We start from the raw sequence: 22183 nt of genomic DNA on the forward strand, positions 1-22183 counted from the left end.
AATAGGGTCTACTTTTATTGTAGTATGAATGATATAAAAATCTTAATTTTTTTCAATTAGTCATCAGATGACCAGTTCATCAGTGGAACTTGTGTAAATTTGAAAAATAGGAGAGGAAGACAATCATGAAGGTTACTCTTTTTGCAACTTGTATTGTAGATATGTTCAAAAGTAATGTAGGAAAGGCCACTGTCGAATTACTTGAGAGGCTCGGGTGTGAAATTGATTTTCCTGAATCGCAAGTTTGTTGCGGGCAGCCATCATATAATAGTGGTTATGTTAAAGAAACAAAAGAAGCTATGAAACGAATGATCGACACGTTTAGTGATGCTGAATACATAGTCTCACCATCAGGGTCCTGCATAACTATGTTCCATGAATATCAGCATATCTTTAAGGGAGACCCGGTTTGGGAACCAAAAGCAAAAAGACTTGCTGAAAAATCATTTGAACTTACGCAATTCATTGTTGATGTTTTGAAAATTGAAGATGTCGGTGCCCGTTTTGAAGGAAGTGTAACCTATCATACCTCCTGTCACATGACAAGATTGTTGGGTGTAAAGAAAGCTCCTATGATTCTATTAAGTAATGTAAAAGGTCTAAGGTTTACTGAATTGCCTGGGAAGGAACAATGCTGTGGTTTTGGGGGGACTTTTGCAGTAAAAATGGCTCAAATTTCAGAGCAAATGGTGGATGAAAAAGTCCGACACGTTGAAGAAACTGGGGCTGAGTATCTAATCGGTGCCGATGCAGCCTGTTTGATGAATATCGGCGGAAGAATTGATAGAGTTGGTAAGCCAATCAAGGTAATGCATATTGCCGAGGTATTAAATAGCCGTTGATTTTGGAAGTCTGTTGATTGAAGTGACTGGAGCGGAAATCAATAGACAAGTTTTATTAACTTAGAAGAATGGAGGAATGATTGTATGGCAATGAAGATTAGCACAGAACATTTTAAAGAACGTGTTGATAAAGGAATTCATGATGACTTCATGCGCGGGGCTGTTGCTGGAGCACAGGACGGTATGGGTGTAAAAAGAAGAGTCGCGGCTGAGGAACTAGGAAACTGGGAAGAATGGCGCTCGCATGGGGAAGAAATCCGCCAACATGTACTGGAAAACTTGGATTATTATTTAGAACAACTAAGTGAGAATGTTGCCAAGCGTGGCGGACATGTATTTTTTGCACAAACCAAGGAAGAAGCAAATAAGTACATCCAAGGGATTGTAAAAAAGAAGGAAGCCAAGAAAATTGTTAAATCGAAATCGATGGTAACTGAAGAAATCAGTTTAAATGCAATGTTGGAAAAAGAGGGATGTGAGGTTATAGAAACAGACCTTGGTGAATACATTCTTCAAATTGATGATCATGATCCCCCATCACATATTGTTGTACCAGCGCTTCATAAAAATAAAGAACAAATTCGTGATGTGTTTACGGATAGGTTAGGTTACACAAAAACATCAAAACCAGAAGAATTAGCATGGCATGCCCGTGAGATGCTTCGAAAGGAATACCTATCAGCAGATATCGGGATTACTGGCTGTAATTTTGCTGTGGCCGAAACTGGTTCTTTTAGTCTAGTAACTAACGAAGGAAATGCTGATTTAGTAACAGCATTACCTAAAACACAAATTACAGTTATGGGAATGGAAAGACTGGTTCCAACCTTTGAAGAGATGGAAGTTTTAGTTAGTTTACTAACGAGAAGTGCGGTAGGTCAGAAATTAACTAGCTATATTACTGTGTTAACAGGACCGAAAGAAGCATTAGATGTCGATGGCCCTGAGGAATTTCACCTTGTCATTGTTGATAACGGAAGATCCAAGATACTTGGCGGAGAGTTCCAATCTGTTTTACAGTGTATCCGCTGTGCTGCATGTATTAACGTATGTCCGGTTTATCGGCATGTGGGCGGACATTCATATGGCTCTATTTATTCGGGGCCTATTGGTGCAGTCCTATCTCCATTATTAGGCGGGTATGATGAATTTAAAGAGCTCCCTTACGCTTCAACCCTATGTGGAGCTTGCACAGAGGTATGTCCAGTAAAAATCCCGTTACATAACCTTCTTCATAAACACCGAGAAGTCATTGTTGAAAAAGAGGGAAAAGCGCCAATATCCGAAAAACTATTAATGAAGGCTTTTGGTTTAGGGGCAGCCTCTCCAATCATGTATAACATAGGATCTAAGATGGCACCTGCTGCCATGAACCCTTTTACAGTGGGTGAGAAGATTTCTAAGGGACCAGGTCCATTAAAGGCTTGGACAGATATTCGTGATTTTCCAGCACCAAATAAAGAGCGATTCAGAGATTGGTTTAAAAACCGTGAAAAAGGAGGCAAATAATCATGGTTGGAGCGATTCACAATCGAGATAAATTTCTAAACCAAATTGCGGGCAGTCTTGGGCGGCCGCGCATTTCCTCCCCAGTTGAAAGGCCGGCCTGGAAATTCCAGCCCCAATATGAGGTATTAAAGGATGCTACACAAGATGAATTGTTAGAGGTTCTTAAAGAGCAATGTAAAAAAATTCATACAAGCCTTTATGTAACTGATAGCAATGATTTACCTTCAGTCCTAAATGAAGTAGTTTCTGGCTTTGGCGGTGGTCCGATTGTCACATGGAAAGATGAACGCTTTTCCAAGTGGGGACTCGATCTACTTATAAAAAAGGAATGGCCAGCACAGAATATAGAAGTTTACGAATGGAATCATAGCAAGGGGCACCAAAACATTGCAAAAGCAGAGAAGGCCAATGTGGGGATTACAATTAGTGAAATAACATTGGCTGAATCCGGAACGGTCGTATTGTTTAGCGATGAGAATAAGGGGAGAACTGTCAGTTTTCTCCCTGCCACCTATATCGCACTTATACCGAAAAGTACACTAGTACCGCGGATTACGCAAGCATCTCAAAAGATGCGGGAGATTCATAAGAAAACTGGTCACGTTGCTTCATGCATCAATTTTATTACTGGACCGAGTAACTCTGCAGATATTGAATTGAATCTTGTCGTTGGAGTTCATGGACCTGTAAAGGCATCATATATTGTCATTAATGATTTATAAATATTTTTAGAGGTCTGTACCATAATCGGTGCAGGCTTTTTTTGTTTTATTCTGTTATACAACAATTTATAATCTGTTATATAATGAAATGTCATCTTGAAGATCATATATACTAGCGTTTATTCAATAATTAATTTTTGTGTTACAAAATTTTTTTCTTTGTGTTTGACTTTTATCACAGATTAATAAAAATATTCGTTTTACAATGGTTGTGGGATAGTAAAATTTTATGTCTATTTCGTGGAGTTTTATTGAACGAAGTCAGGGAGGGACATTATGTCTATTTTACCGAAAAAAAATGAACTAGGATTTTTTGAAATCCGTCTTGAATCAATTGGGGGATTAGGTGCTAACCTTGCTGGAAAAATGTTGGCGGAGGCAGGCGTTTTGAGTCTTGGCTTGAAAGGATCCAATTTTTCATCCTACGGATCCGAAAAAAAGGGCTCTCCAGTAAAGAGTTTCATCCGCTTCTGTGAACCAGGTGTGGAAATTAGAGACCATAGTCCAATTGAACAACCACATATTGTTGGGGTTTTCCATGAAGCTTTATATAGAACTGTTAATGTTGTCAGCGGATTAAATGCTGATGGTATCGTACTCGTTAATACCGCGAGAGATTTTGATGAAGTAAAAAAGGATTTACAATTGCAATACGGTACACTTGCTATAATAGATGCCCTTTCGATTGCCGTTGAGGAAAAAACGAAAGTAAATACAGCCATGCTAGGTGCACTCTATCGCATTTGTGACTTTTTAGATCCAGAATCAATGAGAGATGTAATAAGGAAAACGTTCACAAAAAAATACCCACATCTAGTTGAACCAAATATCCGTACTTTTGACCGCGGTTATAATGAGGTTCAATTTAAAACATACGAAGTACCAGCCGGTGCGGAAGGAAAATCCTTTACCCGTTCATTGCCAATGCTTGGATACATGACCCAGGAAATCGGTGGAGTCATGGTTTCACAAGCTAATAGTATTTATAAAGATTTAAGCGGCTCACGCCAAGGATTCCTTCCAGAATTCCAGCAAGAGAAATGTATTAACTGTGCAGCTTGTGACAATGTTTGTCCGGACTTTTGTTTCGTTTGGGAAGAAGGGGAGGATAAGCGCGGCAGAAAACAAATGTTCCTTAAAGGTATTGATTATCAATACTGTAAGGGCTGCCTGAAATGCGTGGAGGCCTGTCCAACAGATGCCCTTGGTGATCTTCGTGAGTTACTTGGGTATGCAGATGAACACCGCGTAAAGCAAAACTTTCCGTATATTGCAGGAGGGGTCCAATAATGTCTATTTTAGAAGATAAATTAACAGCAAAAAGGATTGCAGAACAAATTTCTACTTTTGAATCTGGGAATGAAATGGCTGCATTGGCCGCAGCACAAATCAATTATCATATTATGGGATACTTCCCAATTACGCCTTCCACAGAGGTTGCTCAATTTCTAGATCAAATGAAAACACGTGGAGAACATGATATTAAACTGATTCCTGCAGATGGTGAGCATGGTTCGGCCGGGATTTGCTATGGTGCAGCAGCAACAGGTGCAAGGGTAATCAATGCAACAAGTGCAAATGGATTCTTGTATATGCTTGAGCAGATGCCAGTCCAATCAGGTACTCGTTTTCCTATGGTAATGAATCTTGTTACACGTGCTGTCAGTGGTCCATTAGATATTCGCGGAGATCATTCTGACTTATATTATGCTTTAAATACAGGCTGGGTCATATTAACAGCAAAAACCCCGCAAGCTGTATATGATATGAATATTATGGCATTAAAAATTGCGGAACATTCTAAAGTCCGTTTACCAGTTATTGTTGCTTATGATGGATTCTTTACTTCCCATCAAAAGCGCCGGGTTGAATTCTTTAAGGATCGCAGTGTTGTACAGCAATTTGTGGGTGAATGCCCAACAGATTACAACTTTATCAGGGATTTAAGTAAACCAGTAACAATTGGTGCGCATATGAGCGGAGATGATTTCCTTAATAATCACTTCCAGCAGTCAGAAGCAATGTATAATGCTGGTGAGGTATTTAAAGAAGTAGCTGAAGAATACGCGAAGCTTTCTGGAAGAGAATATCCTATACTAGATTTATATAAAATGGAAGATGCAGAGGTAGCTTTATTTCTATTAAACTCTGCAGCAGAATCTGCTAAAGATGTTGTGGATCAACTTCGTGAAAAAGGAATAAAGGCTGGTGTGATCAGCCCGAATATTATTCGTCCATTCCCAGCAAAAGAAATTCGCGAAGCTCTTAAGAATGTAAAATCATTATTAATTGGGGAACGCGCGGATTCTTATGGAGCAAATGGGCCTAATCTTACACATGAAGTGAAATCTGCCCTTCAAGATGACAAAGACAACAAGACGATTGTGTTAAGTCGTGTATTTGGACTTGGAGGTAAGGATTTCTATGCAAGTGATGCCGAGGCTTTCTTTGATATGGCATTGGATACATTGGAAAAAGGCTTTGCCGAAAAGCCATTTGATTACTATGGACATATCCCTGGCAATCCTGAGAAAATTCTCAAACCAGTTATTTTACCACAACATGGGGATGTCTTTAAAACCGGATTAATTGATGTAAAGATGGATGAAGAAACCAATAAATTAAAAGTGAAAATTCCACCACTTAGGGCCTTAACTGGTAAACCGAAACGAATTGCATCAGGTCACGGTGCATGTCCGGGCTGTGGTATTTTTGCTGGTCTTGAGTTGTTCTTTAAAGGAATTGAAGGAGACATCGTTACACTATTCCAAACTGGATGTGCCTATGTAACAACAACATCCTATCCAAGCACATCCCATAAGCAAACAATGATGCATAATTTATTCCAAAACGGTGCTGCAACATTATCAGGTACAGTTGAAGCATTCATGGAATTAAAACGCCGCGGTGAAATTCAAGTATCTGATGATGCTACATTTGTAATGATTACTGGCGATGGCGGAATGGATATCGGAATGGGATCAGCTATTGGTACAGCTCTTCGTGGTCATAAGCTAATTATGCTTGAATATGATAATGAGGGCTACATGAATACCGGCTCACAAATGTCTTATTCCACGCCAATTGGTCATATGACAAGTACTTCTGGTGTAGGAAAAACACAGCGTGGTAAAGCTTTCCATCATAAAGATACCGCACAAATAATGGCAGCAACGAATATTCCATATGTATTTACTGGTTCCGAGGCATTCCCTCAGGACCTAGTGAAAAAGGGTGCAAAAGCACAATGGTATGCACAAAATGTTGGAACAGTTTATGGTAAAATTCTCATTACATGCCCACTTAACTGGAAATCCGATGACCGTTTTGGCACAACCATAGTGGAGGCTGCGGTAAACTCTTGTTTCTTCCCGCTTTATGAAGTCGAACAGGGTGTTACAACAATCACTTACAATCCAGAAGAAAAGAATAAACGAATTCCACTTTCGGATTGGTTAAAGTATATGGGAAAAACAAAACATCTACTAAAAGAAGAGAACAAGCCAATGTTAGAAGAGTTTGAAGCTGAAGTTGAGAAAAGATGGCAGCGTCTAAAAGCAAAAGATGAAAATCCAATGTTGTAAATAGTAGAATAGATCAAAGACACTTCCTTTTGGGAGTGTTTTTTTTAATTATTGACATGGTAAATTTAATTTGATATATATCTAATTAGATGGTTATCGAAATTATAAAAAAGTGAGGTAGGAAATTGATCCAATTAGATAAAATCGTATCTTTTTATAAAACAATGGGAGACCCAACAAGAATTCGAATTGTAGCCATATTGGCGAAAGGCCCACTCCACGGTCAGGCGATTGCTGGAAAGCTTGGCCTGTCTGCTCCAACGATTACACATCATTTAAAGAAATTACGGGAAGTTCATGTGGTTTATGACAGAAGAGTCAAGAATACGATCTACTTTTACCTAAACGAATCATTGATAAATCAGCAGGCAAAGGTGTTTACAGAACTGTTAGAAAAAAAGGGAGAGGAGTTGGATGAAATGGTCGAGTCTAGTCTCGAGAGACAAAAAATCATCGAAAATTTCTTTACGAAAACTGGGAAACTAAAAAATATTCCAGCACAACGAAAAAAGAAATTAATCGTATTCGAACACATGATACAGGGGTTAAAAATGGGTGAAAAATACGAAGAAAAACAATTAAATGAGTTTATAAAACAATTCCATGATGACTATGCAACCATTCGCCGGGAATTTATCATTAATCACTATATGTTTCGAGAGAATGGTATTTATGAACTAAATCCAGAAGAGATGTGGGCAAAAATGGACTAGAAAAGCAATCCAAAGTGGATTGCTTTTCTTACCTATATACGTTCTTTTATAGTTGCGATAAGCGATATTAGATCCTTAATTTCATTTCGTTGTTTTATTAGGATTCTTCCGAGCTCAATCGTTTTTTGTTTAGCAGTGATTCTGATTTGCTCGTCCTCAATCCCATCTAAATCTGCAACATGTGCAAGGCCAATGGTTCTTCTGATTAATTCACAGCCTGCAAACCCGAGGGTATCCCCAAAAAACTTGGATATCTGATAGTTTAAGAATGTAGAAGTTTTTACAGCAATCTCTTTATTTTCTGTATTCCATAGGAATGTATATTGTTCCTCAAACACATTCCATACGGTTTCAATGTGGTTGATGAAAAGATCACGTTTTTCTTCATTCACAATAACCTGGAAAAGGAGGTTCGCAAATACTTGACCTATATCAAAGCCTGCAGGTCCGTAGAAAGCAAATTCAGGGTCAATTACTTTGGTTTCAGAATTACTAGCAAACACACTTCCAGTATGTAAATCTCCATGCAGGAGGGCCTCAGCCTCCGTTAAAAAGCTTTTCTTCAAGACATTTACATGAAATTTTACTTCTTCATCATGCCAAAGAGCTTCGACTGCTGGACGAAGGCTATCCTCAAATTCGTTTGTATCTGCATCCATAAATGGGTCGGTAAAGATCAAGTCCTCAGTGATTTTGCATAATTCGGGATTAATAAATTGTTGGACACGTTCTTTTTTTACTCCAGGGCCTAATCCGTAATCTGAAGTGTAAAATAATGTCTTAGCAAGATATTCACCCAGATGTTTAGCAATTAATGGATAGCTTTCACCTTTAATAAAGCCAGTTCTTGCGATCAAAAGATGGGAAAGATCCTCCATAATAGTTAGAGCAAGGACATCATCTGTGAATAATACTTCTGGAACATATTCAGGAGCAATTTGCCCGAAAATTTTTAAGGCATCTGCTTCAATCTTTGCTCTTTTCAGTGTTAATGGCCAGCTTTCACCAACTACTTTTGCATATGGGAGAGCTTGTTTAATAATAATACTTTTTCCTTTTAATTCTTCGACAATATGAAAAACAAGATTGAGATTTCCGTCGCCAATCTCCTTGCAGGAGAGTTTAGCATGCCCTGGAAAAATATTTAATTCCAGTGCAAGTTCTACCGCACTCTCGTTAGTTAATGGTTGGTATGTTTTCTGTTTTAGTAGACTCATAATGGCTCCTCCTTGTTTTTTGGAGGCTTCATTGTGCATTAGGCACAAAAAAGCCTCTTTCTCATTTGAAAGAGGCTCGGGAAGACAAATTGTCTATCGCACCTCTCATCTCTCAGAAAGATAATCCTTCTGTTGGAATTAGCACCGTGCCTTATTGGAATCGTTAAGCGCATGAAGCGCTCTATTATCCAATTTGTTTAAGGTCGGTTGCTGGGCTTCAAAGGGCCAATCCCTCAGCCAGCTCGTGATAAGAGAATATTTATTTAACTGGTGAAAATCATATCAGCAATAAAATAATATTGTCAATATTTTTTGAAAATTAATTATAGTATTCGGGTTTTCTATCTGTGAAAATAGGGATCTGTTTACGAATCTCTTTGACTAAATCCGTCTCAATTTCTGCCGATAAAATTTCTTCGCTTTCTTCAGCTTCCACTATCACCTCTCCCCACGGATCGATAATTAAGGAATGCCCGGCGAACTGGTTATTAGGATCTTGACCGGCACGGTTACAAGCAATGACATAACATTGATTTTCAATGGCTCTGGCAATTAAAAGGGCTCTCCAATGAGACAATCGCTGCGCTGGCCATTCGGCAACCACAAACAGTGCCTCAGCCCCTTCAGATGTATGTGCTCGAATCCACTCCGGAAAGCGAATGTCATAACAAATAGTCCCCGCAAATTTATTATTTTCAATTTCAAAAAGTCCTTTTTGAGAGCCTGCTTCTAAATAAACATGTTCATCCATTAGCTTAAACAGGTGAAGTTTACTATACTGGTGAACGAGTTTACCCTCCTTATTGACGATGAGCAAGGTATTTTTTATACCGTTTTCTTCTCGGTTGGCTACAGATCCGCCAACAAAATTTACTTTGTACCTTTTTGCTGCCTTTTGAAGGAAATCAATGGTCTTACCAGCATGATAATCAGAAATTTCATTTAGACGAGTTAAGTCATACCCTGTTGTCCACAGCTCTGGTAGTACAATGATATCGGGCTGGCCGGCTACAGCCTTTTCAATGAGTCTTTCAGCAGATTGATAGTTTTTATTTGGATCCCCAAAGGCGATATCCATTTGTATACATGAAATTTTTAATTTCACGAATCTTCACCTCGTTTGAACTTTCGGAATTTTTTCTTTACAAGCTGTTATAAAAGTTATATCATTTGTGACTAGAATTTAACAATAGAATTACTTTTATAAATCATTAAAGCAGGTGAGAACCATGAAGCAATTTTCAACATCAGAGATTTTAAATAGTCTTCCTAAGCAGTTTTTTGCTTCACTCGTTAAAAAAGTCGGGGAATATATTTCACAAGGGTATGATGTGATTAATTTGGGGCAAGGGAACCCCGATCAGCCAACACCGGCACATATCGTAGCAAAACTTCAGGAAGCCGCTGTGAATCCATTAAATCACAAATATTCTCCCTTTCAAGGGCACCAGTATTTAAAACAAGCTGCAGCTGATTTTTATTTTAGAGAATATGGAGTTCCCATTGATCCAGATAAAGAAGTGGCTATACTGTTTGGCGGTAAGGCGGGTCTTGTCGAAATTCCGCAGTGTTTATTAAATCCCGGCGACACCATCCTCGTGCCCGATCCAGGCTACCCGGATTATTTGTCAGGGGTTGCACTTGCAAAAGCCGAAATGGTAAGGATGCCGCTAAGGGAGGAAAATAATTTTCTACCGGATTATGGTGAGTTGAATGGGGATGTTTTAGATAGAGCAAAACTAATGTTCCTCAATTATCCTAATAATCCAACTGGTGCGGTAGCGACTCATGAATTTTTTGAGGAGACAATCAAACTAGCGAATGAACATGATATCTGTATAGTTCATGATTTTGCCTATGGTGCCATCGGGTTTGATGGTAAGAAACCTGTAAGTTTTTTACAGGTTCAAGGGGCAAAGGAAGTTGGAATTGAAATTTATACCTTATCTAAGACCTATAATATGGCAGGCTGGCGTGTTGGTTTTGCAATTGGGAATGAAAGTGTCATTTCTGCTATTGAACTTTTACAAGATCATTTGTATGTCAGTTTATTTGGAGCCGTACAGGAGGCTGCTGCGGAGGCCTTAATTGGCCCTCAAGACTGTGTAAAGGAATTAAACGAGTTGTATGAGCGAAGAAGGAATGTATTGATAAGTGGGCTTCATTCCTTGGGTTGGAATGTCAGCGCACCAAGGGGATCCTTTTTTGCCTGGCTTAAGGTTCCTGAAGGCTTTTCCTCTACGGAATTTGCTAATATTCTCCTTGAACAGGCACATATTATGGTTGCACCTGGAATTGGATTTGGTGAATTTGGAGAAGGGTATGTTCGGGTGGGACTACTTTCAACAGAAGAACGATTAGCTGAAGCCGTCGAAAGAATTAGTCGTTTAGAAATATTTAGAGAAAACTCCCCGAATGGCGAGCCCCTTAAGGCGAAGACAGAAGAGTAGTTGCACTTATGCGTTCAGAATTTTGTTTAAAATTCTGATTAGCCAGTTAAATCGATTGACATTTTATTTTTTTCTTGCGATAATGCAAATTAAAGTGAAACACACATTAATAACTGAATAATATACGAATCGTTTTCTTATCAAGAGCAGGCGGAGGGAAAAGCCCAATGAAGCCCGGCAACCGACTTAAATCTAGTTTTAAGCACGGTGCTAATTCTTGCAGCAACAAGGCTGAAAGATGAGAAGATGTTAGTTGGCGGCTAACCTCTTCTTTGTTGAAGAGGTTTTTTTATGTTTGAATAAAAGGAAGTGTTTTTATAATGACTGAAATTATTGCTACATATCTACTAAATAACGAAAAGAAACCATCCAAGAAGGCAGAAGAAATTGCCCTTGGTTTAACCGTTGGGTCATGGACGAATCTGCCTGAATTAGAACAAAACCAATTGCGTAAACATAAAGGAAGAGTTGTATCAGTCGAAGTGAATCCCTCAGAAACAGAAGAGCAAGCACTGATTAAAATTGCCTATCCAACGATAAACTTTTCTAATGACCTCCCTGCTATCTTAACAACCGTTTTCGGTAAACTCTCATTGGATGGAAAAATTAAATTACTTGATTTGCAATTTGATGAGGGATTAAAGAGGCAGTTTCCTGGTCCAAGATTTGGGATTGATGGACTAAGGAATAAATTAAACGTTAATAATCGACCTTTATTAATGAGCATCTTTAAAGGCGTACTCGGGAAAGACCTAACGTTTTTAGTCGAACAGTTAAAACAACAAGCCCTTGGTGGTGTTGATTTGGTCAAGGATGATGAAATCCTGTTTGAAAATGAATTAACACCATTTGAAAAAAGAATTGTCGAAGGGAAAAAAGCACTGCAAGAAGTGTATGACCAAACAGGACACCGCACTTTATATGCTGTTAATCTAACAGGCAGAACTTCGCAGCTCAAAGAAAAAGCTAGAAAGGCTGCTGAACTTGGAGCAGACCTCTTATTATTTAATGTTTTTTCCTATGGGTTAGATGTGCTGCAGGAATTAAGAGAAGATGATGAAATTGCATTACCGCTTATGGCACATCCTGCTTTCAGTGGTGCATTGGCATCATCACCCGTATATGGAGTATCTCATTCTTTATTACTAGGTAAACTGCTTCGATATGCCGGTGCTGATTTGTCACTGTTCCCATCGCCGTATGGGACAGTTGCATTAGAAAAACCAAAGGCACTGTCGATTGCTAATGAATTAACAAGTGAGGACAGTTTTAAAAAGTCGTTCCCCGTTCCATCGGCTGGAATTCATCCTGGCTTGGTTCCATTGTTAATAGGTGATTTTGGTATCGATTCGGTTATTAATGCTGGAGGTGGAGTACATGGACATCCAGACGGTGCCCGGGGCGGCGGTCTTGCATTCCGACAAGCGATTGAAACTAATCTCCAAGGCAAGTTATTGTCTGAAGGGGCTGAAATGTATCCAGAACTTAAGCTGGCACTAAAGCTATGGGGAAATGCAGAGGTAACAGTATGACAAAACCTGTAATCTTTTGTGATTTTGATGGAACCGTAACGGAAAGTGATAACATTATCCGGATGATGGAAGAATTTGCTCCTCAGGGATGGGAAGAAATTAAAGATCAAATTCTCACTTGCCAAATTTCCATTAATGAGGGAGTAGGAAAATTGTTCTCCTTATTACCTAGTCAATTGAAGGAAGAGTTGACTGCGTTTGCGATTGAGCATGCAAAAATCCGCCCGGGATTTAAAGAATTTGTAGAATTTGCGCATAAAGAAGAGATTCCTTTATATATTGTTAGCGGTGGGATTGACTTTTTTGTTTATCCGATATTAGGGAAGTTTGGACCATTTGCTGGTATTTATTGTAACGAATCTGATTTTTCAGGTGAGAGGATTAAAATTCTTTGGCCGAACGAATGCGATTCGTTATGTGACAATAATTGTGGCTGCTGTAAGCCGAGCATTATTCGAAAGCTGACCCATGAAAACGACCTGTTCAAGATTGTCATCGGAGATTCGGTCACAGATCTTGAGGCAGCGAAACATGCTAATTTTGTGTTAGCAAGAGATTTACTGCAGGAGAAATGTGAGGAATGGGGCATTAATCATCAAGGATTTAGTACGTTCTTCGAATGCATCGAGGAAATAAAAAAAAGAATTGAGGTGAGGGAACTAAAATGATAAAGGAAAGATGGAATGATCTAGCAGATGTAAAAGATGAACTTGCAAATCGTGACTGGTTTATGGGTACGAGTGGCAATCTAGCGATAAAAGTAAATGATCATCCACTCCAATTTCTGGTTACAGCTAGTGGTAAGGATAAGCGGAAACGTACGGATGAAGATTTTTTACTTGTTGATGAGTTTGGTCATCCTGTCGAACAAACACATTTAAAACCCTCAGCCGAGACACTTCTTCATGTTGAAATTTATCGTAAAACGAATGCTGGCTGCAGTCTTCATGTTCATACAATTGATAATAATGTTATTTCAGAAATATATGGTGATCAGGGTGTGGTCACCTTTAAAGGACAAGAGCTAATTAAAGCATTTGATATGTGGGAAGAGGATGCAACCTTAAAAATACCGATCATTCGAAATTATGCACATATACCGACTCTGGCTGCTGAATTCTCTGAACATATTTCAGGTGATACAGGTGCTATTTTAATTCGTAACCATGGAATCACGGTATGGGGGAGAACTGCATTTGAAGCGAAAAAAATACTTGAAGCTTCTGAGTTTTTATTTCGGTATCAATTACGGTTATTAGAACATAAACCATCCCCAATTATTTAAGGCAGTCTAATCAACCAAAAATGGAAAGGAAGAATATAAAATGGCATATATTACGTTTCAAAACAAAGAAGAGCAAATAAATGTTCAAGAAGAGGTTGCAAGTTTCCTTGAATCTCAAGAAGTTATTTATGAAAATTGGGATATTAGCAAGCTCCCTAGTGATTTGGTAGAAAAGTATCTTTTGAGTGAGGGAGAAAAAGAAGAAATATTAAGTGTTTTTTCTGAAGAAATCGCTGATATCTCTGCTAGACGGGGTTACAAAGCTCAAGATGTCATTTCACTGTCAGAAAATACGCCGAATTTGGATGTTTTGCTGACAAATTTTAAAAATGAACATCATCATACAGATGATGAAGTTCGCTTTATTGTCAGTGGTCACGGTGTATTTGTCATTCAAGGAAAAGATGGTGAGTTCTTTGAGGTACATTTAAATCCTGGCGACTTGATTTCAGTACCCGAAAATACAAGACACTATTTTACCTTAGAAGAAGACAGAAAAGTTGTTGCAGTAAGGATATTTGTAACAACCGAAGGATGGGTTCCAATTTACGAGAAGTTAGAAGTTCAATAATAGTAAGAGGAAAACTGGCTGCTGTGTTAAAGCGGCCAGTTTTTTTTAGCTCCCAACTTATTAATTTATTGGAATAGGGTTTTTATGAAAAATGAAGAATTTTGTCGCAAAACCGATATATTAAACAAAGAAATTGTCGAAAAACAAAAGAAATAGGAAGTTTTGTCTACTTTTGCGAATGTGTTTACTTTTAGTAAAATTCTTGTCATAATTCATCAAGTAGTCTAAATTTTAGTGGTTTACTGCAATTGGGTAATAGGTAGGGGGAAGCGGAAACACATGTACGAGCATTGTAATAATTATAATGAAATGATTGAAGAGATTAAGAAAAAAAGGCAACTAATGATTAATAGTGCCAACTCACTTGGGTTTACGAGTGAAGTAACTATAAAATATAGTCAAGAGCTGGATGAATTAATAAACAAGTATCAAAAGGCTATGGAAGGATCCTCCAAGCCAAATGATGAAATTAAGTTTGCTTTTAAACAGATGATTATGATTTGGCCTAAAATATTGATTTAATAACAATACAAAAACAACCATTTCGATTAGGCCCCGTTTTTTTAAACCTATGAAAATATATCAATAATGTACACCATGACAAGCAGTCCCATGATAAATGCATAGGTGGACACCCGCTCATTTCCGTCTCCATGGCTTTCGGGTATCAATTCCTTATAAATGATAAATAACATTGCCCCGGCTGCAAAAGAAAGCCCATAGGGTACAAGACCTTGAACATATGATGTCAAGAAATATCCTAATAAAGATGTAACGATTTCAATGGCTCCCGTCAAGGTCGCTATAATGAAGGCCTTCCACTTACCTATCCGCTGATTAATTAAAAATAATGCGACAAGAAGGCCTTCCGGTGCATTTTGAAATCCAATTGCCAAAGCGATAAGATTGCCTGTATCGCCTTGCTCCGACGCGTAACTGACACCAACTGATAATCCTTCAGGAATATTATGCAGCGTAATCGCAGAAATAATTAATAGAGCTTTCTCGTCAAACTGAATTCCAGATTTGTTATGTTGTAAGTCAATATGAGGAATATTTTTTTCTAATAGAGTAAGCGTCCATACTCCTAAACAGATTCCTACAAAAAGTGATGCAAATCCACCGTATTTCAATGCCTCAGGAATTAAACCTATCGTAGAAGCTGCCATCATAATACCAGCACTAAAGGCTAATAAAATATCCTTCCAGCGATGTGTAATAGAATGTTGAATAAATAGAATGAGTAGTGCACCTGCCCCAGTAGATAGCGCTGAAAGTACACTGCCAAAAATAACCTCAGTCATCACATACTTCCTTCCTTATCCAATAATCCTAATCAAGACATCTACAAAATTAGACATGAACTGTGATTTTTATCATTGTTTATATCTAAATATTTCATATAGTTATATTAGTACTATTAATCAAATATTTACATCACGATTAACTACATATCTTACCACAACTTGTCATAACTTCAAATTGTTAATACTTTTATCACTGCCTCTCAGATATTGCATAAAGATTTGTTTGGAATCTTTTACACATCACTAGTTTAAGTAAAATCCAGTAAGAAATTTAGAAATCTATCAATGTTTGGTACTATGCTTCTGTTGCGATACATATATCGTTAATAAAAGCATTTTTCAACCATAAGGAAGCAAACGCTTTCACTAATTCTAGAGATCATATGGAGGAGGGAAATTCCTACATGCATATTGTCGTATGTGTCAAACAAGTACCCGATACAAAAATTATTAAAATCAACCCAAAAACGAACACACTCGACCGCCGCAGTGCACCTGCTATCTTGAATCCTTACGATGCCCACGCTGTTCAGGAGGCGGTAAAAATCAAGGAGAAAACTGGGGGGATTATTTCTGTTTTATCAATGGGTCCGCCGCAAGCGACTGAAATCATAAGAAAGAGTATAGAAATAGGTGCAGATAAAGGATATCTAATTTCAGACCGTGCCTTTGCAGGAGCAGATACACTGGCAACAAGTTACGCTCTTTCAAAAGCTTTAGAAAAAATAAATAAAGAGCACCCAGTGGATATGATTATTTGTGGAAAGCATGCAATCGATGGTGATACAGGACAAGTTGGGCCCGGAATCGCAAGAAGGATGGATATCCCGCCAATTACCAATGTAATTGAAGTGACAGAGGTCAATCAGAAAGAAAAGACAGTACTGATAAAACGAAAATTAACAAACGGCTATGAGTTGATTCAGTCAGAAATACCTTGCTTATTAACAGTTGAAAAAGAGATTAATGAGATTGAGTATTCACCAATGACCAACATGATTAAAGCTGCAAGGTATGAACCGATAATTTGGGCAGTAAGTGACTTTGAAAATGTTGAACGCTCGCAGCTCGGACTAAAAGGTTCACCAACAATTGTAGGGAAGATGTTTACACCGCCTCGTCCAGAAGGTGGAAAAAGACTAGAAGGTGCTATAGATGAGCAGGTTAAGCAACTTATGGACCTTTTGATGGAGAAGAAGGAACTATTAACAATCCAGATATCTAAATAATATAGAACAATTTTTTGTCAAGGGGGGAAATTAATATGAATCTAGACGATTATCGAGGAGTCTGGGTATTCATTGAACAAAATGATGGCAGGGTCGAAGGCGTTTCTCTAGAATTACTTGGTGCAGGAAGAAAGTTAGCAGATAAATTACAAGTCCCATTAGCTGGCTTTTTACTTGGTCATGAAATAAGACCATTGGCTGATAAAATCATTTCTTATGGTGCAGACATTGTATATATGGTTGATCATCCTGTTTTAATGAATTATCGTACAGAATCATATATGAAGGGTGTAATGCTCCTTGCAGAAAAATACAAACCAGAGATCATCCTTTACGGTGCAACACCCAATGGGAAAGATTTAGCTAGTGCCGTAGCTACAGATTTAAACACTGGTTTAACGGCAGATACAACCATGCTAGACGTGGATATTGATAACAGATTACTAGAAGCAAGCAGACCTGCCTTTGGTGGTAATATTATGGCAACCATCCTTTGTAAGAAACATCGACCGCAAATGGCAACAGTGAGACCAAAGGTAATGAAGGCATTAGAACCTGAGTCAAGGAGAACTGGCAAAATCATTGAGGAAAAAATATCACTTCATGAAGAAGATATGCGTACAAAGGTATTGCAAATTGTGAATGACGTAACAAAAAAAGTCAATTTAGCTGATGCCCATGTCATCGTCTGTGGCGGAAAGGGAATGGGAGATTTGCAGAACTTCCAGCTTCTATATGAATTTGCAGAAACTATTGGTGCAACGGTTGGTGGTACACGTGATGTTGTTGAGGCTGGCTGGCTGCCGCATCACCTTCAAATTGGTCAAACAGGTGAGACAGTCACTCCAAAAATTTATTTTGCCGTTGCCTTATCTGGAGCCATTCAGCATGTCGTTGGTATGAAAAATTCTGATTTCATTATCGCGATTAACAAAGATCCCAATGCGCCAATATTTGATGTTGCAACATATGGAATTGTTGGAGATGCCTTGGAAATCATTCCAAAATTAACCGAACAATTTAGGCAGATTAAATCTGTAAAGGGCGGTGAAATGAGTTATGTCTGAAAAATTTGATGTAATTGTCGTTGGTGCTGGACCAGCAGGTACTTCATGTGCCCTTACCTGTGCAAAAAGTGGACTAAACGTTTTACTACTTGAAAGAGGGGAATACCCAGGGGCTAAAAACGTAATGGGCGGGGTATTGTACCGGAAGCAAATGGAAGAATTAATTCCTGAATTTTGGAAGGAAGCACCTTTGGAACGACCTGTAATTGAACAGCGTTTTTGGATGATGGATAAAGAATCTGTTGTTCAATTTGGATACAAAGGTCTTGAATGGGGTGTAGAACCATATAATAATTTTACAGTCCTACGTGCACAGTTTGATCAATGGTTTGCCAAAAAGGCAGTAGATGCAGGTGCCCTTCTGATAAATGAAACAGTAGTAACTGAATGTATTGTTGAAAACGGTAAGGTCGTTGGAGTTCGTACTGACCGTCCAAATGGTGAGGTATATGCTGATGTCGTTGTGCTTGCAGACGGGGTTAACTCGCTCCTTTCAAAACAGTTGGGCTTCCATAAGGAATTTCGACCAGATGAAGTTGCTTTAACAGTAATGGAAGTGATTAATTTACCAAAAGAAAAAATCAATGATCGTTTTAATTTGGAAGATAATCAGGGGTGTACCATTGAAATCTTTGGTGACTCAACAAAAGGCAACCTAGGAACCGCGTTTGTATACACCAATAAAGAAAGCTTAAATATTGGAGTAGGTACAACACTATCGAGTATGATCAAAGCGAAAATAAAGCCATATGAGCTCCTAGACTACTTAAAAACTCACCCTATGGTAAAACCAATGCTCGCTGGGGGAGAATCGGCTGAATATCTTGCCCATCTCATACCAGAAGGCGGCTACCGTTCCGTTCCTAAAGTGGCTGGAAATGGAGTTATTGTCGTTGGAGATGCAGCACAGCTAGTCAATGCGATTCATCGTGAAGGTTCGAACATGGCGATGTCATCTGGAAAAATGGCTGCAGAAGCCGTAGTTCAGGCACATAGTCGCGGGGATTTCAGTGAATCAAGCTTAAATAGCTATCGTGATGCACTAAATAGTAGTTTCATAATGAAGGATTTAGAGAAATATAAGGATGCTGCACATACCTTTGAGAAGTATCCACAATATTTTAATGAATATGTTCCAATGATGAATAAAGCTATGAGCAAATTCTTTACCGTTGATGGAACACCGAAGCGGGAAAAACAAAAACAAATCATGAAGAGTGTGACTTCAGAACGTGGAACCATCCGTGTGATACAAGATATTTATCGTGCCTGGAAGGCGGTGAAATAATGTCAACGAAAAATATCGAGGAAAAACAGTATCTCCTCCGTTTTAAATGTGATACAAAATCTCATTTGACCGTACTGGATCATGATGTCTGCATGACAAAATGTCCCGATAAGCTTTGTACAGTATTTTGCCCTGCTGAGGTTTATAAGTGGGAAGGAACACGCATGCAGGTAGGCTATGAGGGCTGCCATGAATGCGGAAGCTGTCGGATCGGCTGTCCATATCAAAATATTAAATGGGAATACCCTAAAGGCGGACATGGAATTGTCTTTAGGTTAGCTTAAGTTTCAAATGAAAAAAGTGCTGTCTGCAATCGCAGACAGCACCTTTTTTATGTAAATTTTTCTTTTTTACTATATGTGGGTTATTTCACAAATGAAGGTAAAAAGAAGGTGAAGCAGAAGGTAATATTTTTAGGGGTTAGCTTATCTTCTCTAGAAGCGTTGCTGAAGAAAGTTTATCGTTTTTGCCGGCTGTAACGAGAGAAGATGCAAATGCGTTTGCATGATCAATTAACTCCATGTTTGGAGAACAATAATAAGGCTTTTTCCAATCGAAATCTCCTTCACAATCAGCAGGGTATATACTTACTTTCCAATGAAAATATATTTTTGTCTGTGGGAGTTGAACCCCTTCTACGGCAATCAGCCAATGGGTTGAAGGTGAGTTCGCATAATATGCACTGGATTCCTGTAAAGCAATTTGGTCATTTACACCAATGGGGATTAGTGCCTTTTGATAAAAATCGTGATAATTTGGGGTTTTCATTTCTTTTCCCTCCCTTATAATTGTCTACCTCTATTATATGAAACATTTAATCTTTTTTTGTGTGATAAATGTTAAAATTATTAAAAAAATTAGTGAACTTTCATTAAACTGACAAAATTTCATTAATTGATTCCCAATTTTACATAAATGTGAGCAAAGTCACTACATAGACTACTGGTTGATTTTATACTTGTACCAATAAAAGTGATTGAGGTGATTGTAGATGAGTGGCTGTATGAGTGCGTTTGGAGGCATGCCCCAAGCTGAATTAAGTAAAGGACTGAAGCAATTAAAAGGTGAACATCCACCGTTATTAAAGCAATTAGATGACATGTACGAGTTGACACAAAAAATTGACCAAGAAATAGGTATCGAGACTAATTTCTCAGCATTAATTACAAGTGTAAAAGAATTTAAGACCGCATTAGACCCCCATTCCGAAAGAGAAGAAGGTGTTCTTTTTCCGATGATGGGTGTTTATATCGGAACAACTTCAGGACCTATTGCTGTAATGGAGTATGAGCATGACCAAGCAAAAACCAAAATTGGCGAATTTCTTACAAATATAGAAAATAAATCGGGGGCCATTGAAGAAATGAAAAAAGCAGCACAGCTCGTTCAAAGTGCTTACTTTATCTTAACAGAGCATTTCTCCAAAGAGGAAAATGTTTTATTCCCAATGGCGGAAAGAATGCTAACAGACGAGGAAAAGGAAGAACTATATCAAAAAATCCAGGAAAAATAAAAGGATGGGCTCCGTGCCCATCCTTTATTTTTCCTGCTTATTCCATTCCAAAATCTTCTTATCGGTCGGAAGAAGGAAAGCTATTATACCAAGTATTGGGAGCACTCCGAGCCATCGGATCATTGATTGCAGTCCAATCCAGTCTGCAATATAACCAAGGCCTACAGAACCAATTGCCCCCATACCAAATGCAAGGCCAACTGTTAATCCTGACATCGTCCCAATTTTACCTGGGACTAATTCCTGAGCGTATACTACCGTAACTGAGAAACTAGTCATTAAGATAAATCCAGTGATAATCAGGAAAATAAACGCCAGCGTGGGCGGTATATACGGAATTAAAATAGAAAAGGGAACGGTCATTAACATTGAGATCGTAATAATGGTTTTCTTTCCAAAGCGATCTGAAAGCGGCCCTCCGAAAAAAGTACCAACTGCTCCCGAAACTAAAAAAGCGAAGAGGAAGAGCTGAGACTGTTTAATCGTCAAAGAATATTCCTTGATTGCATAAAAAGTGTAAAAATTTGTAATTCCAGAAGTGTACCAAGTTCTAGCAAAAATTAATAACAGAATCAAAACTAATGTAGTTTTTACCTCTTTCGTTAACCCTTTATTCGTTCCTGCACTAGATTTCTTTTTCTTTAATACATTTGGAGAAACTATTAATCTCTGATGGTACCAATTAGCGATATAGACTAATAAAATTACCGCAAGTGCAGCGACAACCGTAAACCAGGAAGCTCCAATTTGCCCTAGAGGAACTAAAATTAATGCTGTAATTAAAGGGGCTAGTGCCTGCCCTGTATTACCGCCGACCTGATATATGGATTGAGCCAATCCACGGCGATTTCCCGCTGCCATATAGGCAACTCTAGAACCCTCTGGATGAAATACCGCTGACCCAAGACCAATGAACAGAACTGACAGTACGATCAATCCAAAGCTTGAAGCAAATCCTAATCCAAGAATACCGACTAAAGTGAAAGTGAGCCCAACCGGCAGTGCGTAGGGCATTGGTTTTTTATCGGTAATAAACCCGACAATAGGCTGCATAACGGACGAAACCATATTTAAGGAAAAAGCAATTATCCCAAGTTGGGTAAAACTCAAGCCCATTGATTTTTCCAGAATAGGAAACATCGCAGGAACGACAGCCTGAATGGCATCATTTAATAAATGGCACAATCCAATAATAAATAAAATTTTGTACATGGTTGCTTCAGAAGTATTGGGTTTGCGTGATGGTAAAACTGCTGATTGACTCATAAACATCCCTTCTTTATTAAAGTAGTTGTAAATATATGCTAACCTTATCTTACTATTGAAAGAGGGAAATAAGAAATATTTATTCTTT

General features: G+C 38.4%; 22 protein-coding genes and 2 riboswitches. Of the genes, 17 read left to right on the forward strand and 5 right to left on the reverse strand.

Translation table 11 applies throughout. From position 1 onward, the window contains the following. The first annotated feature begins 125 nt into the window (after window positions 1–125). The 6 genes from COJ96_RS08750 to COJ96_RS08775 all read left to right on the forward strand — a co-directional run bounded on the left by COJ96_RS08750 (window position 126) and on the right by COJ96_RS08775 (window position 7370). Window positions 126–842: a (Fe-S)-binding protein gene (locus COJ96_RS08750; protein WP_098572552.1), complete on the forward strand. Its 717-nt coding sequence runs from the start codon at window positions 126–128 to the stop codon at window positions 840–842. An 84-nt stretch (window positions 843–926) separates the two neighbouring features. Further along, a complete protein-coding gene (locus tag COJ96_RS08755; protein WP_098572553.1) occupies window positions 927–2351 on the forward strand; it encodes a LutB/LldF family L-lactate oxidation iron-sulfur protein in 1425 nt (474 codons plus the stop codon). A gap of 2 nt (window positions 2352–2353) precedes the next feature. Further along, entirely contained in the window at window positions 2354–3073 is a 720-nt protein-coding gene (locus COJ96_RS08760; RefSeq protein ID WP_098572554.1) for a LutC/YkgG family protein, read from the forward strand. 276 nt (window positions 3074–3349) lie between these two features. Further along, window positions 3350–4363: a 2-oxoacid:acceptor oxidoreductase family protein gene (locus COJ96_RS08765; protein WP_098572555.1), complete on the forward strand. Its 1014-nt coding sequence runs from the start codon at window positions 3350–3352 to the stop codon at window positions 4361–4363. Continuing rightward, window positions 4363–6657 (forward strand): thiamine pyrophosphate-dependent enzyme, encoded by a 2295-nt coding sequence (locus COJ96_RS08770; RefSeq protein WP_098572556.1) that lies wholly within the window; start codon window positions 4363–4365, stop codon window positions 6655–6657. The genes COJ96_RS08765 and COJ96_RS08770 overlap by 1 nt, the downstream gene beginning before the upstream one ends. A 128-nt stretch (window positions 6658–6785) precedes the next feature. Further along, a complete protein-coding gene (locus tag COJ96_RS08775) occupies window positions 6786–7370 on the forward strand; it encodes a DUF2087 domain-containing protein (protein ID WP_098572733.1) in 585 nt (194 codons plus the stop codon). 32 nt (window positions 7371–7402) lie between these two features. Here COJ96_RS08775 and mtnK read toward each other — a convergent pair whose 3' ends face one another. Beyond that, window positions 7403–8587, reverse strand: coding sequence for an S-methyl-5-thioribose kinase (mtnK, locus tag COJ96_RS08780; RefSeq protein WP_098572557.1), 1185 nt, complete (start codon window positions 8585–8587; stop codon window positions 7403–7405). 102 nt (window positions 8588–8689) lie between these two features. Further along, window positions 8690–8841: riboswitch (SAM riboswitch) on the reverse strand. Between the two features lie 65 nt (window positions 8842–8906). After that, complete coding sequence (locus tag COJ96_RS08785; protein WP_098572558.1) at window positions 8907–9692, reverse strand: carbon-nitrogen family hydrolase; 786 nt, start codon at window positions 9690–9692, stop codon at window positions 8907–8909. 124 nt (window positions 9693–9816) lie between these two features. On the opposite strand from COJ96_RS08785, the gene COJ96_RS08790 reads away from it, so the two are divergent. From COJ96_RS08790 to COJ96_RS08815, 6 genes are all read left to right on the forward strand, one after another. Next, window positions 9817–11037, forward strand: coding sequence for a pyridoxal phosphate-dependent aminotransferase (locus tag COJ96_RS08790; RefSeq protein WP_098572559.1), 1221 nt, complete (start codon window positions 9817–9819; stop codon window positions 11035–11037). Between the two features lie 134 nt (window positions 11038–11171). Continuing rightward, a riboswitch (SAM riboswitch) is annotated at window positions 11172–11282 on the forward strand. A 75-nt stretch (window positions 11283–11357) separates the two neighbouring features. Further along, window positions 11358–12569 (forward strand): 2,3-diketo-5-methylthiopentyl-1-phosphate enolase, encoded by a 1212-nt coding sequence (gene mtnW / locus COJ96_RS08795; RefSeq protein ID WP_098572560.1) that lies wholly within the window; start codon window positions 11358–11360, stop codon window positions 12567–12569. Beyond that, complete coding sequence (locus COJ96_RS08800) at window positions 12566–13237, forward strand: 2-hydroxy-3-keto-5-methylthiopentenyl-1-phosphate phosphatase (RefSeq protein WP_098572561.1); 672 nt, start codon at window positions 12566–12568, stop codon at window positions 13235–13237. The genes mtnW and COJ96_RS08800 overlap by 4 nt, the downstream gene beginning before the upstream one ends. After that, window positions 13234–13854 (forward strand): methylthioribulose 1-phosphate dehydratase, encoded by a 621-nt coding sequence (locus COJ96_RS08805; protein ID WP_098572562.1) that lies wholly within the window; start codon window positions 13234–13236, stop codon window positions 13852–13854. Before COJ96_RS08800 ends, COJ96_RS08805 begins: the two co-directional genes overlap by 4 nt. Before the next feature lie 40 nt (window positions 13855–13894). Further along, window positions 13895–14425 (forward strand): 1,2-dihydroxy-3-keto-5-methylthiopentene dioxygenase, encoded by a 531-nt coding sequence (locus tag COJ96_RS08810; RefSeq protein ID WP_098572563.1) that lies wholly within the window; start codon window positions 13895–13897, stop codon window positions 14423–14425. Between the two features lie 279 nt (window positions 14426–14704). Continuing rightward, the gene (locus tag COJ96_RS08815) at window positions 14705–14947 is read left to right on the forward strand and encodes an aspartyl-phosphate phosphatase Spo0E family protein (protein WP_098572564.1); all 243 of its coding nucleotides are present in this window, start codon (window positions 14705–14707) and stop codon (window positions 14945–14947) included. A 47-nt stretch (window positions 14948–14994) separates the two neighbouring features. On the opposite strand, the gene COJ96_RS08820 is transcribed toward COJ96_RS08815, so the two are convergent. Then, window positions 14995–15729: a ZIP family metal transporter gene (locus COJ96_RS08820; RefSeq protein ID WP_098572565.1), complete on the reverse strand. Its 735-nt coding sequence runs from the start codon at window positions 15727–15729 to the stop codon at window positions 14995–14997. A 407-nt stretch (window positions 15730–16136) separates the two neighbouring features. On the opposite strand from COJ96_RS08820, the gene COJ96_RS08825 reads away from it, so the two are divergent. The 4 genes from COJ96_RS08825 to COJ96_RS08840 are packed head-to-tail and all read left to right on the forward strand — an operon-like array spanning window position 16137 to window position 19600. Beyond that, window positions 16137–16961: an electron transfer flavoprotein subunit beta/FixA family protein gene (locus tag COJ96_RS08825; protein ID WP_098572566.1), complete on the forward strand. Its 825-nt coding sequence runs from the start codon at window positions 16137–16139 to the stop codon at window positions 16959–16961. Window positions 16962–16996: 35 nt separating this feature from the next. Continuing rightward, the gene (locus COJ96_RS08830; protein ID WP_098572567.1) at window positions 16997–18028 is read left to right on the forward strand and encodes an electron transfer flavoprotein subunit alpha/FixB family protein; all 1032 of its coding nucleotides are present in this window, start codon (window positions 16997–16999) and stop codon (window positions 18026–18028) included. Further along, window positions 18021–19316 carry an FAD-dependent oxidoreductase gene (locus COJ96_RS08835; RefSeq protein ID WP_098572568.1) on the forward strand — a complete coding sequence of 432 codons (1296 nt, stop codon included), beginning with the start codon at window positions 18021–18023 and terminating at the stop codon, window positions 19314–19316. The genes COJ96_RS08830 and COJ96_RS08835 overlap by 8 nt, the downstream gene beginning before the upstream one ends. Next, a complete protein-coding gene (locus COJ96_RS08840; RefSeq protein ID WP_026566270.1) occupies window positions 19316–19600 on the forward strand; it encodes a ferredoxin family protein in 285 nt (94 codons plus the stop codon). Before COJ96_RS08835 ends, COJ96_RS08840 begins: the two co-directional genes overlap by 1 nt. A gap of 136 nt (window positions 19601–19736) precedes the next feature. Here COJ96_RS08840 and COJ96_RS08845 read toward each other — a convergent pair whose 3' ends face one another. Next, the gene (locus COJ96_RS08845; RefSeq protein ID WP_098572569.1) at window positions 19737–20084 is read right to left on the reverse strand and encodes a hypothetical protein; all 348 of its coding nucleotides are present in this window, start codon (window positions 20082–20084) and stop codon (window positions 19737–19739) included. Between the two features lie 223 nt (window positions 20085–20307). On the opposite strand from COJ96_RS08845, the gene COJ96_RS08850 reads away from it, so the two are divergent. Further along, complete coding sequence (locus COJ96_RS08850; RefSeq protein ID WP_257148469.1) at window positions 20308–20829, forward strand: hemerythrin domain-containing protein; 522 nt, start codon at window positions 20308–20310, stop codon at window positions 20827–20829. Between the two features lie 24 nt (window positions 20830–20853). On the opposite strand, the gene COJ96_RS08855 is transcribed toward COJ96_RS08850, so the two are convergent. Next, complete coding sequence (locus COJ96_RS08855) at window positions 20854–22095, reverse strand: MFS transporter (protein ID WP_098572570.1); 1242 nt, start codon at window positions 22093–22095, stop codon at window positions 20854–20856. Window positions 22096–22183 lie beyond the last annotated feature (88 nt).

It is taken from the genome of Bacillus sp. AFS073361, from assembly GCF_002567005.1.
In the GTDB taxonomy this organism is placed as follows: Bacteria; Bacillota; Bacilli; order Bacillales; family Cytobacillaceae; genus Neobacillus.

What these genes read in the sequence shown, in the direction of transcription:
- COJ96_RS08750 (WP_098572552.1), top strand. Translation starts at nt 126, where the DNA reads ATGAAGGTTACTCTTTTTGCAACTTGTATTGTAGATATGTTCAAAAGT.
- COJ96_RS08755 (WP_098572553.1), top strand. Translation starts at nt 927, where the DNA reads ATGGCAATGAAGATTAGCACAGAACATTTTAAAGAACGTGTTGATAAA.
- COJ96_RS08760 (WP_098572554.1), top strand. Translation starts at nt 2,354, where the DNA reads ATGGTTGGAGCGATTCACAATCGAGATAAATTTCTAAACCAAATTGCG.
- COJ96_RS08765 (WP_098572555.1), top strand. Translation starts at nt 3,350, where the DNA reads ATGTCTATTTTACCGAAAAAAAATGAACTAGGATTTTTTGAAATCCGT.
- COJ96_RS08770 (WP_098572556.1), top strand. Translation starts at nt 4,363, where the DNA reads ATGTCTATTTTAGAAGATAAATTAACAGCAAAAAGGATTGCAGAACAA.
- mtnK (WP_098572557.1), bottom strand. Translation starts at nt 8,587, where the DNA reads ATGAGTCTACTAAAACAGAAAACATACCAACCATTAACTAACGAGAGT.
- COJ96_RS08790 (WP_098572559.1), top strand. Translation starts at nt 9,817, where the DNA reads ATGAAGCAATTTTCAACATCAGAGATTTTAAATAGTCTTCCTAAGCAG.
- mtnW (WP_098572560.1), top strand. Translation starts at nt 11,358, where the DNA reads ATGACTGAAATTATTGCTACATATCTACTAAATAACGAAAAGAAACCA.
- COJ96_RS08800 (WP_098572561.1), top strand. Translation starts at nt 12,566, where the DNA reads ATGACAAAACCTGTAATCTTTTGTGATTTTGATGGAACCGTAACGGAA.
- COJ96_RS08805 (WP_098572562.1), top strand. Translation starts at nt 13,234, where the DNA reads ATGATAAAGGAAAGATGGAATGATCTAGCAGATGTAAAAGATGAACTT.
- COJ96_RS08810 (WP_098572563.1), top strand. Translation starts at nt 13,895, where the DNA reads ATGGCATATATTACGTTTCAAAACAAAGAAGAGCAAATAAATGTTCAA.
- COJ96_RS08815 (WP_098572564.1), top strand. Translation starts at nt 14,705, where the DNA reads ATGTACGAGCATTGTAATAATTATAATGAAATGATTGAAGAGATTAAG.
- COJ96_RS08820 (WP_098572565.1), bottom strand. Translation starts at nt 15,729, where the DNA reads ATGACTGAGGTTATTTTTGGCAGTGTACTTTCAGCGCTATCTACTGGG.
- COJ96_RS08825 (WP_098572566.1), top strand. Translation starts at nt 16,137, where the DNA reads ATGCATATTGTCGTATGTGTCAAACAAGTACCCGATACAAAAATTATT.
- COJ96_RS08830 (WP_098572567.1), top strand. Translation starts at nt 16,997, where the DNA reads ATGAATCTAGACGATTATCGAGGAGTCTGGGTATTCATTGAACAAAAT.
- COJ96_RS08835 (WP_098572568.1), top strand. Translation starts at nt 18,021, where the DNA reads ATGTCTGAAAAATTTGATGTAATTGTCGTTGGTGCTGGACCAGCAGGT.
- COJ96_RS08840 (WP_026566270.1), top strand. Translation starts at nt 19,316, where the DNA reads ATGTCAACGAAAAATATCGAGGAAAAACAGTATCTCCTCCGTTTTAAA.
- COJ96_RS08845 (WP_098572569.1), bottom strand. Translation starts at nt 20,084, where the DNA reads ATGAAAACCCCAAATTATCACGATTTTTATCAAAAGGCACTAATCCCC.
- COJ96_RS08850 (WP_257148469.1), top strand. Translation starts at nt 20,308, where the DNA reads ATGAGTGGCTGTATGAGTGCGTTTGGAGGCATGCCCCAAGCTGAATTA.
- COJ96_RS08855 (WP_098572570.1), bottom strand. Translation starts at nt 22,095, where the DNA reads ATGAGTCAATCAGCAGTTTTACCATCACGCAAACCCAATACTTCTGAA.